Annotated in this window: 19 protein-coding genes; 14 read left to right on the top strand and 5 right to left on the bottom strand. The window is 43.5% G+C overall.

Features of this window, described 5'->3' with window-relative positions:
* Positions 1-40: 40 nt before the first annotated feature.
* From MMA19_RS12545 to MMA19_RS12535, 3 genes are all read left to right on the top strand, one after another.
* Positions 41-994: a LysR family transcriptional regulator gene (locus MMA19_RS12545; RefSeq protein WP_240206359.1), complete on the top strand. Its 954-nt coding sequence runs from the start codon at positions 41-43 to the stop codon at positions 992-994.
* A 152-nt stretch (positions 995-1,146) separates the two neighbouring features.
* Positions 1,147-2,169 carry a DUF1254 domain-containing protein gene (locus MMA19_RS12540; RefSeq protein ID WP_236110076.1) on the top strand — a complete coding sequence of 341 codons (1,023 nt, stop codon included), beginning with the start codon at positions 1,147-1,149 and terminating at the stop codon, positions 2,167-2,169.
* Positions 2,170-2,278: 109 nt separating this feature from the next.
* Positions 2,279-3,265 carry a helix-turn-helix domain-containing protein gene (locus MMA19_RS12535; RefSeq protein ID WP_240206358.1) on the top strand — a complete coding sequence of 329 codons (987 nt, stop codon included), beginning with the start codon at positions 2,279-2,281 and terminating at the stop codon, positions 3,263-3,265.
* A gap of 22 nt (positions 3,266-3,287) precedes the next feature.
* Here MMA19_RS12535 and MMA19_RS12530 read toward each other — a convergent pair whose 3' ends face one another.
* From MMA19_RS12530 to MMA19_RS12520, 3 genes are all read right to left on the bottom strand, one after another.
* A complete protein-coding gene (locus MMA19_RS12530) occupies positions 3,288-3,752 on the bottom strand; it encodes an N-acetylmuramoyl-L-alanine amidase (protein WP_240206357.1) in 465 nt (154 codons plus the stop codon).
* Positions 3,746-4,375 carry a 3TM-type holin gene (locus MMA19_RS12525; RefSeq protein WP_038226262.1) on the bottom strand — a complete coding sequence of 210 codons (630 nt, stop codon included), beginning with the start codon at positions 4,373-4,375 and terminating at the stop codon, positions 3,746-3,748. The genes MMA19_RS12530 and MMA19_RS12525 overlap by 7 nt, the downstream gene beginning before the upstream one ends.
* Positions 4,376-4,546: 171 nt before the next feature.
* Positions 4,547-5,377, bottom strand: coding sequence for a hypothetical protein (locus tag MMA19_RS12520; RefSeq protein ID WP_240206356.1), 831 nt, complete (start codon positions 5,375-5,377; stop codon positions 4,547-4,549).
* A gap of 241 nt (positions 5,378-5,618) precedes the next feature.
* Between MMA19_RS12520 and MMA19_RS12515 the strand changes: the two genes are divergently transcribed.
* The 5 genes from MMA19_RS12515 (at position 5,619) to MMA19_RS12495 (ending at position 8,755) form a co-directional block, all read left to right on the top strand.
* On the top strand, positions 5,619-5,831 hold the full coding sequence (locus tag MMA19_RS12515) for a hypothetical protein (RefSeq protein ID WP_006069228.1): 213 nt from the start codon (positions 5,619-5,621) through the stop codon (positions 5,829-5,831).
* Between the two features lie 157 nt (positions 5,832-5,988).
* Positions 5,989-6,474 carry a hypothetical protein gene (locus MMA19_RS12510; protein WP_038221557.1) on the top strand — a complete coding sequence of 162 codons (486 nt, stop codon included), beginning with the start codon at positions 5,989-5,991 and terminating at the stop codon, positions 6,472-6,474.
* A 296-nt stretch (positions 6,475-6,770) separates the two neighbouring features.
* Positions 6,771-7,040 carry a PTS sugar transporter subunit IIB gene (locus MMA19_RS12505; protein WP_006069230.1) on the top strand — a complete coding sequence of 90 codons (270 nt, stop codon included), beginning with the start codon at positions 6,771-6,773 and terminating at the stop codon, positions 7,038-7,040.
* A 12-nt stretch (positions 7,041-7,052) separates the two neighbouring features.
* Positions 7,053-8,309, top strand: a complete 1,257-nt coding sequence (locus MMA19_RS12500; RefSeq protein ID WP_006069231.1) for a PTS ascorbate transporter subunit IIC — start codon at positions 7,053-7,055, stop codon at positions 8,307-8,309.
* Entirely contained in the window at positions 8,306-8,755 is a 450-nt protein-coding gene (locus tag MMA19_RS12495; protein ID WP_236110071.1) for a PTS sugar transporter subunit IIA, read from the top strand. Before MMA19_RS12500 ends, MMA19_RS12495 begins: the two co-directional genes overlap by 4 nt.
* Positions 8,756-8,907: 152 nt before the next feature.
* Here MMA19_RS12495 and MMA19_RS12490 read toward each other — a convergent pair whose 3' ends face one another.
* On the bottom strand, positions 8,908-9,837 hold the full coding sequence (locus MMA19_RS12490) for a LysR family transcriptional regulator (RefSeq protein WP_240206355.1): 930 nt from the start codon (positions 9,835-9,837) through the stop codon (positions 8,908-8,910).
* A gap of 165 nt (positions 9,838-10,002) precedes the next feature.
* Here MMA19_RS12490 and MMA19_RS12485 point away from each other — a divergent pair, with 165 nt between their 5' ends.
* Together MMA19_RS12485 and MMA19_RS12480 are read left to right on the top strand one after the other, a co-directional pair.
* Positions 10,003-11,037 carry a DUF1214 domain-containing protein gene (locus tag MMA19_RS12485; protein ID WP_239913697.1) on the top strand — a complete coding sequence of 345 codons (1,035 nt, stop codon included), beginning with the start codon at positions 10,003-10,005 and terminating at the stop codon, positions 11,035-11,037.
* 262 nt (positions 11,038-11,299) lie between these two features.
* Positions 11,300-11,812 (top strand): N-acetyltransferase, encoded by a 513-nt coding sequence (locus MMA19_RS12480; RefSeq protein WP_240206354.1) that lies wholly within the window; start codon positions 11,300-11,302, stop codon positions 11,810-11,812.
* A 65-nt stretch (positions 11,813-11,877) separates the two neighbouring features.
* Here the strand turns inward: MMA19_RS12480 and MMA19_RS12475 are convergent, their stop codons facing one another.
* Positions 11,878-12,861, bottom strand: coding sequence for a zinc ABC transporter substrate-binding protein (locus tag MMA19_RS12475; RefSeq protein ID WP_240206353.1), 984 nt, complete (start codon positions 12,859-12,861; stop codon positions 11,878-11,880).
* A gap of 148 nt (positions 12,862-13,009) precedes the next feature.
* Between MMA19_RS12475 and MMA19_RS12470 the strand changes: the two genes are divergently transcribed.
* Genes MMA19_RS12470 through MMA19_RS12455 form a run of 4 tightly spaced genes read left to right on the top strand, consistent with a single transcriptional unit; the run spans position 13,010 to position 15,679 of the window.
* A complete protein-coding gene (locus MMA19_RS12470; protein ID WP_240206352.1) occupies positions 13,010-13,741 on the top strand; it encodes an ATP-binding cassette domain-containing protein in 732 nt (243 codons plus the stop codon).
* A complete protein-coding gene (locus MMA19_RS12465) occupies positions 13,731-14,540 on the top strand; it encodes a metal ABC transporter permease (protein WP_107305992.1) in 810 nt (269 codons plus the stop codon). Before MMA19_RS12470 ends, MMA19_RS12465 begins: the two co-directional genes overlap by 11 nt.
* 6 nt (positions 14,541-14,546) lie before the next feature.
* Complete coding sequence (locus tag MMA19_RS12460; RefSeq protein ID WP_107305993.1) at positions 14,547-15,215, top strand: DUF1826 domain-containing protein; 669 nt, start codon at positions 14,547-14,549, stop codon at positions 15,213-15,215.
* Between the two features lie 5 nt (positions 15,216-15,220).
* Entirely contained in the window at positions 15,221-15,679 is a 459-nt protein-coding gene (locus tag MMA19_RS12455) for a transcriptional repressor (RefSeq protein ID WP_031493159.1), read from the top strand.
* Positions 15,680-15,686 lie beyond the last annotated feature (7 nt).

Genomic DNA, 15,686 nt, shown 5'->3' with positions numbered 1-15,686 from the left:
CTGATATGCTTTTGTGTAATAAATAGTGAGCAAGGAAGATATGAAGACTCTTGAGCAGGAACTATCAAGAATAGACTTAAATTTGCTGGTATCACTTAGCGTACTGATAAAAGAGCGCAATGTGTCACGAGCGGCTGAAAAGCTCTACCTCTCCCAACCAGCGATGAGTCGTACCCTTTCCCGGTTGAGAGCGCTTTTTGACGATCCTTTGTTTTACCGCGAATCCAATGGTCTGCAACCCACAACTAAAACCCTTGAACTAGAGCCTGAACTCGATCGAATCCTGCTATCCATTGATGCCTTACTTAATGGACTGAACTTCTCGCCCAGTCAATGTGAACGCGCCTTTAGAATTTCTGTACCACCGTTAATGAGCCGCTTTCTCACTGCTCCTTTAGCCAAAGCAATTAAAGAAGTCGCCCCTAACGCATCCCTTGAAGAATACCCCTCGTCTCTCGACCCTACTCAGCTCTTAAAAGACGGGCAAGTGGATTTTTCAATTCACGTTGAAGAAGTGATACAAAGTGAGGAGTACCACTGTGAAAAGATTGGAAGCACTTACCCTGTTATCTATGGTTCGAATAGCCACCCATTGCTGGATAAACAGACTATAAGCATCAAAGATTGCTTAGAGTATCAATTTGTCGACCTATCTCTAGACGTGCGCTCTACTCAGCATTATCTCAACCCGATTGATATAGAGCTTGCCAATCAAGGACTATCAAGAACCATCGCTTTAAAATCAGGACAACTCGCCACATTGATGGAATCACTTGAAGACACCGATAGATTAATGATTTCGAGCCACGCACTGGCCCAAACGTTTGAGAAAAGCTCCAACCTCAAGATCATCAAGCCGTTTAATGACAAGCCGTATTTAGTCAGTATCTATTTGATTGAACATCGCCGCACCTTGAGCAGTCCCGCTCATAAGTGGTTTAAAACATTGATGTTGGAAACGCTGGCAGAAAAGATATCGGTATCAGGTAGTTAATCAAGATATACGCTTCATGCATATCTGAAATAAAAAGGTATCATTGGTAATAATACCTATCTCTACATAGTCTTAACCTCATTCAAGAACGCGATTAAATACAAGGTTGAGTTAATCGTCACTTTGGTTAATTACTACCCTCGGAGATAGTTATGATACTCAAGAAAACGTTACTCGCCACTTCTGTCATCAGCTTAAGCTTTGTGCTCAGCGCCTGTGGAACCACCACTACTAATAATGACAGCAACGAATTCATCAAAGTAACCGAGCAAAACTACGCGTTTGCAGAGACAGCACGCAACTATCGCAATTGGGCAGCGCTCGGAGCTAACCAACACATCACTCATATGCGAAACCTACCACCACGTGGTAAAGCCGCCCCTACAGTGCAAATGAATGATGACACGCTTTACTCTGTAGCCATTGTTGAAGCGCAGAATGGCTTTGTCTCATTCGATATCCCGCAAAGCGATGTCTATATGGCCGTTCAAGTAGTCAATGAGGGTGGCCATGGGGAACATTACGTCGTGGGTGAAGGTTCTTACACAACCAAAGTAGAAACAGACTATGCCTTTCTGATTTACCGCACTGGTACTGAGAAAGGCCTCGATGCAGCGAGAGCTGCTCAGGACAGAATTACGACTGACCAGTTGAAATTTGGTACTTATCAAGTCAAAAACTACGACTTCGACGAAGTAGAGGCATGGACTTCAAAGTTAACCGCTGAAACTCAGGGCAAAGTCTTCGCTTACACTTTTCCACGCTCATCGTCTGACATTACCGATCTTCATCAGTGGAACCTAGAAAATGCCAACGGCTGGGGAGGCTCTTCGCCTGAGGTCAACGTCGCGAACCTTTATACTAACTCGGTCATGTTAAAGGCGAATCAGTGCCAGACAACAACATTCGAGAGTCCTGACTCCAAGTACTTTACATCCGTTACGCCATATGACGAAAACCGCTACCTGATCGATGGTGCCAATCATGTGTCATCAAATAACTGGCAGAAAAATGCGAATGGCTCCGTCACTGTCTCTTTCAACTGTGGGCAAGAGGCAATCAACAACATTGACACCAACGGCCAAAACTTCTCTTTTACCGTTCGCTATTACGGCGTGAACCAAAAAGTACTGGATGGGAAAATCACACCAGAGAAAACCGTAGTTAAGTCATGACCTTAACTCGATTTCTCAACTGATGATGCGCTCCTAGCGCATCTCATTCTATCCATCGACTTTATTTGCTGCGTCTTAATCGAATTCTAACCACCATGAAGGAGAGTTTATGATTCCCGTTGTTTATAGCGACTATGCCACGAGTATTTTATCTCAATTGCGCCGCAGCGGTGTTGATGTTCACGAGTTCGTATCTTCGGCTGGTCTACCGACCGAATATGAACAAGCGGAACCCACATTTCTTCCTTTGCAAGCCGTCTTTCGTCTGGTTCAACTTACGTATGATCAACTGGGTCCTGAATCTGGCACACAAGTAGTGCGTATTGCATTACGAGAACATATTGTCCCACAATTGCTATGTAACGTAAGTTCAGAAACCACTCTCGAAGACGCACTGAAACAGGTCATTCAAGCACTTCAAGTTCAGTTACCTCAATCGGACATTGAGTTGAAACTATTTGGCGATCATTTTCTATTTTCTCGCTACAAAGCAGTAAATACTGAAGATACCACTTTTGTCTGGTCCGAAGTGTTTAGTCTTTGGGCAATGATAGAAACCATTCAAGCGTTAACCAAAACAGATTGGATACCAACGCAAGTGCACTTACAGTCATTGTGTCATGACGACATTATCCAGTGTTTTCCAGCAACAATTCAGTTTGTTCAAGCTCGCACTGTTTGTGGCGTGGTCATTGAACATTCATTGGCGCAGTCAACTATCACAGTGACGAAAAGTGAGGTGGGGTTTCGTAAAGAAGAAGAGGAAAACAACGGGATTTATTACAACGCCATCAGTCATATATACAGCGCGCTTCGTCCGTATGTATTAGAAATTAAGTTTGACCTAGAGCGAGCCGCTCAAGTGATCAATGTTAGTAAACGCACACTTCAACGTCGACTTAAGGAGCAAGGTATCACTTTTCGACAACTAAGAGACAACCTAATTTTAGACATAGCTATGGAACAACTGCAACGCGGTGAAACAGTATCGCGCGTAGCAGTTAATATGGGCTTCTCAAGCATATCTCAGTTTTCGCGCGCTTTTAAGCGACTGACGGGCATCTCACCATCGCGCATCGCTATTCGTCCGCTTTAGGTGGTGACCACTTTATCCGCTCTCAACACACCTCAATTAATAGTCTGTAACAGCGCAGATTAGCTTGGAAACGAACCATATCTAAACCCGCACACTCTGGTTTGTTTCCATCAAGCTCACTATGTTGAACAATTCTTATCTCTCCAAACTGTCTCTCCAGTTGATAGACAATCGACAATGCTGCGTTCAACTGTTCATCGGTAAACACACCAGAGCGACCAATCAAGCATATCCCAACAGATTGAGCGTTGTGCCCTTTCACATGAGCACCTACTTCAAAAGGAGAGACCAAGGAATCGCTATTCAACGCTCGTCCAGTTTCAATGTGACCGTTATAGCAAGGATGATAAGATCTGGCGCTCAGCCAGCCATTCAAAATCACGTAATGATATCCAATCCCTTGCCAGCCTCTCGCCAGATGCCATTTCGCAATGAGCGCAGCATTACCAAAATGAGAATCAGAACAATGCAACACTATGGTTACCACGTAATTTGCTCCTTCACTCTCTGTTCAAGGGTTTTAGCGGAGTTGTCACTTTGTGCTTTTGAAGCACCGGTTACCAATCGCGTAACCGAATTAGAGATGCCGCGTTTTTCGGCACTTCTCCCTAATGCGTAGGCACCTGCTACTGTTCCCCACATATACAGAAATGCCGATAATATTGCCGTAGAGCTTTCAATAACGGCCGAGCTCGCTTCAAGGTGGGAAAGTAACGCTACTCTCAACCCAAGCAGTTCTAGAAACACAAACAAAAGCCCCGCATAAATCACTGTTGGCCTTGCTCGCTTAGTGTAAAGATCGGATTGGTGAAGCTCGGCGACAATGACATCTTTCGAGGCACTGATTTCTCGTTGGTAGGTATCGTGGATTTGTTTTTCGCGCTCTGCGATTAGCTGTTCTAGTTGAACTTTAAAGCGCTGTTCATTTTGTGCTAACTGTGAAGTAATCGCCGCCATTTGTGCTTTAAACTTTGTGCGATTTTTCTGTGCTGAGACGCTGTCTCTGCTCTTTTCTTCATCCGTATAGAAGTAATCATCTACGGCAGATTCTACCTGCTCAACTATCGAAGCTGCATTACTAGTCACAAATCCCCAGATCTGACTCCACATGTTCAAGTTCTCCTTATTCCTTTACACATCAAAACGTTGGGTAGCGAAATTATAATGACAACTAGAACACTGACGTCGCGTGAAGTATGAGATTTTTCGACCGTATTCACGTGTGAGGATGAAATGTTACCTAGGACTAGGGACAATTAGTTGAGTAGCGCTGAAGAGTTACTAACGTACTTCGCTTTCTAGGCTAACCACCAACTGTTTTGCATCGACAGTAAGATAAAGCAGCGGTTTCATCTGAGTCTCATCTGACGATGACAGAGTTTGCATTGTGACCTGACTAATATCTCCCGTTGCCATTTTGATTAAATACGCTTTGTCATTCACAAAACTACTTTGATCGATAGATTGGAACTGCACAAAAATGAAATCTCGATTGAAGTCCTCATACAGTTTTACACAAGGTGCGGCATCAGACTGACATTGAGAAGGCAAGTCCGCCAATGGTAAGCGATATTTATCCGTTACATTTCGGAGGATATGAATGTATTCACTTCGTCCAACGGGCTCTCCATAAAAATGACTGTCGTCATCGCATTTGATGTTGGCCAGTGCGCCCTTAGAATCGTGAGAAACGGTAAGCGATTTGTCTACGGTATGATGAGACAGCGTGGTTTCAGTTAATCCAGCGATTTCAAATCCTCTATGATTGAGCTCCATTAAGAGATAGGTTGCGTCGTTGCTTCCATAAAGCCCATCAGTATAAGTGTAGGTATAACGGCCATTTTGAGCTTGATACTCCGAAGCAGCTCCTCGTGAATACCCTTCACTCAGTGTCTTCATTGTCCCTGGCTGGCGTTCCTTTATAGTCAACTCAATGTTGTTAGGTTTACCGTAACGGTATGTCGTTAACCCTGCTTTATCAGTACAGAAACTAACAACCTTATCGTTACGAAGCTCGCATCCCGCTAACCAATTTTCTTCTTGGTGACACAAGGTACTTGCTTGACTTAACACTGGCACAAATGCAAGAAATGATATTAAACCAGATTTCAACCTATCTTCCTTTCTAAACTCCGCCCTTTCGTGGCGAGTCTAACATAGCTAATCGAACGAACTAAATGCCTACGTTGGGGAACGTTAACCACTCTCACTTGATGATTAAATGTGGTTACTACAATTTGAGAATACGAGATCATGAACACGATAAACGCTGTCCTCCTTGTGGCACAATAACGCCCTCATGCTTGAAACCATAGCGCCTCTCCTAAACTATCATTCTCAGCAGGAAAATCGGATGAACAAAGAGATGAAACTACTCGTGGTGGCAATAGTGATTGCTTTACTGAACATCATTTCCCACTTGTTACTTTCAAAATACTTCACCGACTTCCCTTGGCTAGAAATCTCCTTGGCGTCCATTCCTTTTATTATGATGCTTTTGTGTGTGTTCGCAGTTCGCTACGCAGCTAACGCCTTGAAGGAAAAACAGTCAACAGAAGATCGCTAGAGGATCTAAGGCGGCATTTCATGGTTGCCTTTAAGTCCTTATGTTGCCCAACACCTAAACTAATATGGTGACTAGCCTAATACAAATATTTATATTGAAAAATCTAGGGTGTATACTTAGCTAAGTGAAATTAAAAAGTTTGTACACTGGAAACTAAATGTTAATAAAAAAAATGGACGCACCATTAGATATGCAAATAGGTGCGAGATTTGAAACTAAAAAGCATGGTTATGTTACTGTTGTGGAATACTACAATACACATACCGTCATTGTTGCGTTTGAAAATACCGGTAATATACGTTCAATTACAGCCGCTAAACTTCGAAGTGGTCAACTTACCGACCGTTCTGTTCCAGTTCAATCATCAATGGTTGGTGAAACTATTCAATCACCAAACCATGGTTTGTTAACTATTATTCAAGTTGAGTCAGATAACATTGTCGTATTGGAAAATGAACTCGGTGATGAAGTTCGCATGCTTTTACCTGCTGTACAGAAATTGAGAGATAAAGCCGAAGATACAGTCGAAGATTCCGATAAACCGCAGCTACCAACCTCATTAAGTGCTCTTACAAAAAGAAATAAAAAGACCAAGGACGTTAATAAGCTCCTTAAGAAAATGCTCACTGATTATGGTAAGTAATAACATCGTCCCCTACCAATTATAAACAAGTGAAAATCTATTCATATACACAGATCACATTATTTCTCTTGTGATGTTTCATCGCTACCATCCTATTAAATCCACAAATAACCCTTAAGTATTAGCGCTCAAGTTTTAATCGATATTACCCCACCAATACTGTGATCCAGATCATAAGGTCAACTTGATTTTGTGATTTGGATCCATGGCAACCCTCCTGTTTTTCGTTATGATGCACTCAATCCAATAGAGAGGTGAACGGCCTCCTTCTCAATAACTCTACAGAGAATGACGATATGAAAAAGATAATGGTTGTATGCGGAAACGGTCTTGGTACTTCATTAATGATGGAAATGGCAGTTAAAGAAGTAGCAGGGAAAATTGGTCTAGATGCAGAAGTTGATCATGAAGATCTATCATCAGCAGCATCAAGCAATGCTGATATTTGGGTAGCAGCTACTGATGTTGCAACGCAATTAGCAGATGCTGGTAAAGAGAATATTGTTAGCCTAGCGAATATTTTTGACAAAGCTTCAATTGAAGAGCAATTGAAAAAATTCATCTAAGGAAAAAGTATAATGGCTAACTTCTTCGAGTTTATGCTGGGCTTATTAAAAGAGCCCGCAATCATGGTTGGTTTAATAGCTTTCATTGGCCTTATTGCACAGAAAGCTGATGTTTCAACTATTCTAAAAGGCACTATTAAAACCGTAATGGGTTTCCTAATTTTAGGTTTTGGTGCTGGCGCTTTAGTTGGCGCACTAAATAACTTCTCCACTGTATTTACAGAAGCATTTGGTGTAAGTGGTGTTATTCCAAATAACGAAGCAATTGTTGCTCTAGCACAAGAAGCATTCGGTTATGAAATGGCACTAATTATGTTCTTCGCATTTATCGTTAATATTCTTTTGGCTCGTTTCACACCGCTAAAATATATTTTCCTAACTGGTCACCACACTATGTTTATGTCTATGCTAGTTGCAGTTATTCTGTCAACAGCAGGTATTACAGGTGCGACTCTAGTTGCGATGGGTGCAATAATTGTTGGTTCTCTAATGGTCATTATGCCGGCTCTAGCTCAGAAATATACTGAGAAAGTTATGGGTACCGATCAATTAGCAATGGGTCACTTCTCAACACTGTCTTACATCGTTGCTGGCTTCATCGGTAGCAAATTTGGTAACCCAGAAAAATCAACTGAGCACATTAATGTTCCAAAGAGCCTTATGTTCTTGCGTGATACGCCTGTCGCTGTTGCTACAACTATGGCTGTGTTCTTTATGATCGCATCTATCTTTGCAGGCGGTGAGTTTGTAGAAGGTGTTTCAGGTGGTCAAAACTGGGTAGTATTCACCTTCATGCAATCTCTGACTTTCGCTGGTGGCGTGTACATCGTACTACAAGGCGTGAAGATGCTGATTGCTGAAATTGTACCGGCATTTAAGGGTATCTCGGACAAACTTGTACCAGGTGCAAAACCAGCACTAGACTGTCCTATGGTATTCCCAGTTGCTCCTAACGCTGTACTGATTGGTTTCCTATCTTCATTCTCAGCAGGTCTTGTAGCAATGGGTATCCAAGGCATGTTTGACTGGACCATTATCGTAGCAGGTGTTGTTCCTCACTTCTTCGTAGGTGGTGCGGCAGGTGTTTATGGTAACGCAACAGGTGGTCTTCGCGGTGCAGTACTAGGTGCATTCACTCAAGGTCTATGTATCTCGTTCCTACCAATGTTACTACTGCCAGTACTAGGCGGCCTAGGTCTTGAAGCAACGACGTTCGCTGACTTCGACTTCGGTGTAGTTGGTCTGATTCTAGGTTGGATTGTATCATGAGCATCATGAATCTAATTGGAGATAACGGCATCGTTATCTCTCACGAAACGAGCTTAAGCGTAGACGCGGCGTTAGATATCACATGTTCAAAGCTGATTGAACAAGGTAAGGTCGAGCCACGTTATTTGGAAGCAATTAAGGTTAAGCACAAAGAAATTGGTGCTTACTATGTACTAGCTCCAAAAATCGCCATGCCACATGCTCGTCCAGAAGACGGCGTGAATGAGCAAGCGCTTCAAATCACGGTATTTAAGAATGGTGTTGACTTAGAATCAGAAGATAACGGCGACGTCTACTTCTCGGTCACATTGGCAGCGATGGATTCTGATAGCCATATCCAAACTATCATGGCATTGGCAGAACTGTTCCAAAACGATGAAGACGTGGACGCCATCATCGCCGCGGATAATGAAGCCGCTATCGTGGAAATTCTTAAAAAGTACTAAGGGTTTAAAAGTTGCGTTAAGCATGCTATTAAATAAAGTAGCTAGATTGAAAAGACCTATTCATATAGGTCTTTTTTTGTACATTCAGTTCTGGTTCTAGACTGAAGATTGTCAGCAATATGAGCGCCTACTGGGAAGATAATGTGCGCTTTTCACACATTAAACGTAGAGAATCCCAATTGTATTTGGTCTATTAGCCATTGATGTTTCGGAGAATGTCTATTCCTTCTATGAAGATAGAGGCTAACGGGATAATTAACCAAATCTAGCATTTCAACAAATTCTATACTTTTTAGCTTGTCTGAATACTGCTCTACAATGTGTTTGGATGCCGGACAGAACATATTGGAGTGACAGAGCGTTTCTACGACAGCTTCAAGTGAACTCGAGGTAAACTCAGGCTCCAATTTCACTCCACACTGGCGCTCCGCTTCGTGGATAAAATGCCAGCGTTTACCACCTTCATCTAGATTCAGTTCTATCATTGCACAGCCGTAACCCGCCAACTCCTCAACTCTCGCCGTCTTGCTCGTGATAGGGTGATCTTTTCTAACAGCTATTACCAAAGGTTTGATCTTGAGTGGGAGTTCCATAATGTCTTTTGGAATATCGACCCTCGCATACTCAATACCTATATCTACATCCCCATGCCTGAGGTTACTTATAGTATTTTCTGAAAAACCATTGAAAGTCATGCTCGCTTGATGGGCGCTGGATTTAACCAAAGAAAAAAGCTTGGGTGCAAACCAACTGATAAAGTGTTGCCCTAAATCTATATTCACTCTTCCACTCAGCTTAGCTGGCTCAAACCCTTTTAAACTACCAATATCGGAATAGAGTTGATTCAACAACGGCTCGACTCTTTCGTAGAGATGATCCGCCAAAGCCGTAGGTTCAAAGCCGGTAGGTACTTTAATAAACAACTCTCCTCCAAGCTCTTGTTTCAACTTATTGAGTTTGACACTTACCGCTGGAGCCGTGATAAACAGCCGCTCTGCAGCACGTTTTAAGTTGCGCTCTTTATAGGTAATCACAAACGCCTTTAAGAGGTTTAAATCTAAGTTCGTCAGAATATTACTCATAGTGTTAAATAAATCTAAAGATGATGCTAATTAATATTAAATATATCTAATCATGTCACCTTGGTAAATTATTTGTCATCAGGATGAATTAACAAGATCGAAGGACACTTTTAAAACCACACTCCAACCCATTTGGAGCAACGCGCAGACCAACACAGGCCAAGCATGAAAAAGACTCTTTTAGCAACCTTATTATCACTGACCTCATCAACCGTTTTCGCTTCGGAATTAGTAACCGTCACGGAAGAGAATTACTCAACTGCCATGTTTGATATGGCAATGAATGTTGAAGCGGGTAACGGTGCTCTTCAAGATTGGCATCATCATAGAGCACCCATTGCACTAGATGAGCAACCTGCACCGATGATGAATCGAGACACGCTATATTCATTCGTTATTGCAGATGCCCGCTCTGACATAAAGGTTACGATTCCAGAATTTGATGGACGTTATGTCTCTCTGCACGTCATGAATCACAATCATGACACCGCCTATGTCTTCTACGGGTCAGGTGAGCACATTATTAAAGCCACAGACACCAGTGACTACATTGCGTTTTATGCACGTACCCAAGTGAATGCCTCCCAAGCATCAGATATCGAAAAAGTAAATGATTTCCAAGATCAACTGCACTTTGAGTATGTAGACAGAGCTTTTGAACCAACACCATATAAAGTCACCGCTTGGGATATGGACACATTTAAACCTATACATCATAAATGGGTATCCATCGCTCAGTCACAGGGTATAGCCAATGCTATGGCAGATCTCCAGGCAGGTATCACGATAGATCAGGATGCACGAAATCGCGGTGTTGCCATCTCAACAGGTCTACTGCCTGATGCGCACGCAAGTTATAAGGTGGCCGAATATAACTTGGATAAAGACGCCTGCTACGTTGCTAATTACCCAAAACCAAAAATGGAAGATGAGGAGCTCGGATTTTTCTCAATCACCATCTACGACGATAAACAATATATCGCAACAGATGACTATTCCATTCTTTCAAATGAGGACATGGCGTTTAATCAAGATGGATCGTTTACGGTGTATTACGGCAACACCGAGACCAGATCATGTGGCGATGTAGATAACCTACTTCATATTCCGACGGACAATATTTCCATCAACATGCGAATCTACTTACCAAGTATGGAGCATATTGGGGCGTATACTCTGCCCGACCTGAAAGCAATTTAAGTCAAGCTAGATAACATTCGTCATGCAACCTCGCTAAGTCAGATGCACTTTGCCTTAGCGAGGTATCTCTCTAAAAAGGTATCTATCTACAAATAGAGCCTTCGTAGAACTCGTCGTTATTCCCCCCTTTCCCAATCGAATAAGAATTTTAGAAATTGTCGTTGACCTGTCTATAACTTCACACTTTATAGTGACGACATCACATAAGCTAAGAACAGCGGCTTGATGCTTAAACAAGCGTGGCCAAATAGCAGGTAATTGCATGAAAATCAGAACAGAAACTCACGAAGATACTAAACAGATCCACTCAATAACATATCAAGCATTTGAGAACCACCCACATCACGAACCAGGTGCGAAACCAACAGAACATCTCATTGTCGACGGACTTCGTCGTGACAACGCACTTACTGTTTCTCTTGTGTGCGAAGCCAATAACGAGGTTATCGGTCATATTGCGTTTTCACCAATCCTAATAGATGGTGAAGCTTCAACTTGGGTTGGATTGGGTCCTGTATCTGTCATTCCAGAGCATCAAGGCAAAGGCATAGGCGGAGCGCTGATTCGAGAAGGGGAAGCTCAAATCAAACAACTCGGTTATCAAGGCATTGTGTTACTTGGAGACGCAAGTTATTACGGACGCTTTGGTTTCGAATCTCATCCAAACCTAACGTTTGCAGATGTCCCAGCAGAATACTTCTTGGTGAAAGGATTTGGGAATACTATCCCTAAAGGTGAAGTAACCTATCACAAGGCGTTCTTTGAAACGGCATAAGGCATAACAAACAGATAAACCTCTCTGCATATCACAATGCAGAGAGGTTATTCACTATTGTGAGTTTACTGTTGGCACTGTTGAAGGCTACCTAGCATCGCCAGCAACAGCTGACTATATTGGTCTTTACCTACTGCGATATCAGCACCGATAGGATCCATCACACCGATGGTAGTAACAGTAGAGTTTTCAAACACTGAATTTACCAGTTGCGGATTAAACTGAGGTTCCGTAAACACACAAGTCACTCCGAGCTCTTTTACCGTGTTGCGAATTTGAGTAATACGCGCAGGACTTGGCTTCGACGCGTCCGATACTGATATTGCCCCTGACGCTAACACTCCAAAACGTTGTTCGAAATACTGATAGGCATCGTGGAAAACAATGAATTTAATACCGCCCAGATTCTGGGTTTGCTGTTTTATCTCAGAAGTCAGTTGTTGTAAGCGAGAAATCGTCGCTTTTGCGTTCTGCTGATAAATCGATGCATGCTCACTATCAGCTTCAGAGAGTGTTTTAGCGATGACTTTAACCCAAACCTCGGCATTTTGAGGATCTAACCATACGTGTGGGTCATGGCCTTCATGATGGTGCTCATGATGCTCTTCTTGGTGTTTATCATGGTGGTCAGCATCGTGATGTTCATGTTCATCATGATGAGCCTCATCTCCATGGTGTTCATGCGCCTCAAATGTGGCACCCTCACGGAAGTCATACAAGGTTGTGCCATCCACTTCCATCATCTCAACTTTCTTTGCTGATCCAGCTAAGCTGGATAATGGTTTTTCGAGCCATGGGGTCAACCCCTCGCCAACCCAAAATACAACGTTCGCTTCTGAGAGAGCTTTAGCCTCTGATGGACGCAAATGGTATTCATGAGGTGATGACTCGGGACGAATCAATAAGTCAGGCTCACCAACGCCATCCATCACCTGAGACACTAACGAATGCAATGGAGCAATATCCACTGCCACATTAGGTACCTTAGCGTAAGTGTTTGAAGCTACGACCAAACCAACCACCATGCCTGATAAGGCTTTTTTAAACATTTTCTTCTCCCTGTTTTTTTAAGATATAAGATTGGCAACTACAATTGTTATGTTATAACATAACTTTTATTCCAGACGTCTTGCAAGCATCTTTTCTCTATGCACAGGTTTGCAAATCGTCGTTACTTAGTAAGTTGAGAGAAGGTGAATGTTGATTTCATCCCACGGGTTGTCAGTTAAATTTGGTAGCCATTTAATATTGGACAACATAAATATCTCGGTGAGTCAGGGGGAAATAGTCACGATTGTCGGCCCCAATGGGTCAGGTAAATCCACACTATTGAAGACCTTGATAGGCGCAATCTTCCCAATTAGCGGTCACATCGAGCGCAGTGAGAGTTTGAAGATCGGCTACGTGCCCCAGCGTTTACATATTGATGAAACCCTACCTATGACGGTATATCGCTTTCTAACGCTTCCTCTGCGTCATTCCAAATCAAGGATAAAACAAGCCTTGGAGCAAGCTGGTGTTGCTAACTTAGAAACACAGCAACTTCGGTCGCTATCAGGCGGGCAACTACAACGCGTCCTACTGGCTCGAGCACTTCTGGAGCAACCGTCCCTACTGTTACTCGACGAGGCCACTCAAGGACTTGACCAGCGAGGTACTGTCGATTTCTACCAACAAATCGACGCGATCCGCAAACAAACAAGATGTGCTGTCATCATGGTCAGTCACGATCTTCACGTTGTTATGCGAAGAACAGATCGAGTGATCTGTTTAAACGGGCATGTGTGCTGTGAAGGTGTTCCAGAGAAGGTCAGTGCATCACCAGAGTACAAAGCACTATTCGGTTTGGATGATGAAGACGTGTTAGGTGTCTATCGACACCACTCTTCCCCAATCGCTCTCCAAGAAGGAAGACTCAATGTTGGATGATTTTCTCTGGCGAGCGGCCTTAGCAGGAATTGGCGTTACATTAGCCGCCGCGCCATTGGGCTGTTTTATTGTCTGGCGTCGCATGGCCTATTTTGGTGATGCTACCGCTCATGCCTCTATGCTGGGCGTTGCGTTGTCACTAGCATTTTCGCTGCCTATTTTTCCAGGCGTGCTGATTATTGCGCTTCTGATGGCCATAACCGTCTCCACCTTCAGCGGCAGAGGTTACGCCATGGATACCTTACTCGGCGTCATGGCTCATTCGGCATTGGCAATCGGTCTGGTTGCTGTCTCATTTTTATCCGGGATTCGCCTTGATCTGATGGCCTATTTATTCGGCGATATTCTGGCAGTAAGCAAAACCGATTTATTGGTGATTTGGCTGGGTACGTTACTGGTTGTTGGACTGATTGGCTTTCGTTGGTCTGGATTACTGCTCTCCACCTTAAACAAAGATCTCGCGTTAGCAAGTGGCTATTCTCCCAAAAGGGAGCAACTGATTCTCACAATCGCACTCGCTGTCGTCGTTGCAGTCGCCATTAAAGTGGTGGGTGTCTTGCTGATTGTTGCCATGCTGATCATTCCTGCTGCCACCGCCCGCCCATTTAGCCGCACCCCCGAAATCATGGTCGTATTGGCGGCGGTTATTGGAAGCAGTTCCAGCATTGTAGGTCTGCGCACTTCTTATCTAATGGATACGCCTACCGGCCCAACGATCGTTTGTGTCGCCGCTGGGCTATTTCTTGTTTCAAGCTTGGTTTGGAAAGCTACCGTCAAACGTCAAGAGAATGGAGGCTAAGCACTTATGCATAACTACTTAACCAATACAGCCACAGATCTGGGAATATCCCCTCCACTGCCACTGAGCCTACAACCTAGCGCTCTGACGGGAATTTATCAGCCAGAACACAACATCGCGGTTTGGCATCGCTCACTCTCAACAGAAATGACACAAAGTATAGAGTTGCTGCTTCAAGAGCAGACATCTTTAGCGCTAGTGCAAACTGTCACACCCAGCAACACAGCACATTGGGTAAAGGAGAAGCTGGCTAGTCATGATTGCGCAGAGGCTTTAGGCGAAGACATTGCGCTTATCGTTGATATGTTCTGTTGTCTATTCGATTTAAAGGAGGCGGGCTTGCGTCTGACTCGTTTAGATAAACCCATGTGTCCTAAATTTCATGTCGATCATGTCCCCTGTCGACTCGTGACGACTTATCTTGGCAGTGCGACCCAATGGCTAAGTAATAACGACGTTGACCGCCGTAAACTCGGTGCAGGAAGTCATGGTAAGCCCGATCATCTGTCTGGTATTTATCCTAATGAAGCTAGTATCAATCAACTGTCTTCTGGTGACGTTGCGTTGTTAAAAGGCAGTGGATGGGAAGGTAACGAAGCGTTGGGGCTGGTTCATCGCTCACCTGAGGTTCTGCCAAATGAACGAAGGCTGTTACTCACATTAGATATGGTATAGCGATTATGGGTGACATTAACGACATTATTGAGCATGCCGAAAAGCGCTGTAAGATTCGCGGTAAACAACTGACATCTAAACGTAAATTGGTCCTAAAAGCACTAGTCCATGCTGATAAAGCGTTATCCGCCTATGACTTAGTTGATTATTGTAAGACACATTTTGACCAGAATATTCAAGCCATGTCGGTCTATCGTATTTTGGAGTTTCTTGAGAGCGAGCACTTTGCTCATAAGCTCAATGTTTCTAACAAATACATCTTTTGCTCTCACATTCTTTGCGAACATGAGCACGGCGTTCCTCAGTTCCTTATCTGTTCTCAATGCAACAAGATCAGTGAACAAATCATTGATCCTAATGTGGTATCCGGCCTCCAGTCACACGCCAAAAAGGAAGGCTTTACCGTGCTAAGTCCACAATTTGAGATCAGCGGCGTGTGCGACGAATGTGCGAGAAACGACTAATCACCAC

Source organism: Vibrio sp. CyArs1 (genome assembly GCF_022432925.1).
In the GTDB taxonomy this organism is placed as follows: Bacteria; Pseudomonadota; Gammaproteobacteria; order Enterobacterales; family Vibrionaceae; genus Vibrio; species Vibrio mediterranei.
This window is presented reverse-complemented; position numbering and strand designations above follow the sequence as displayed.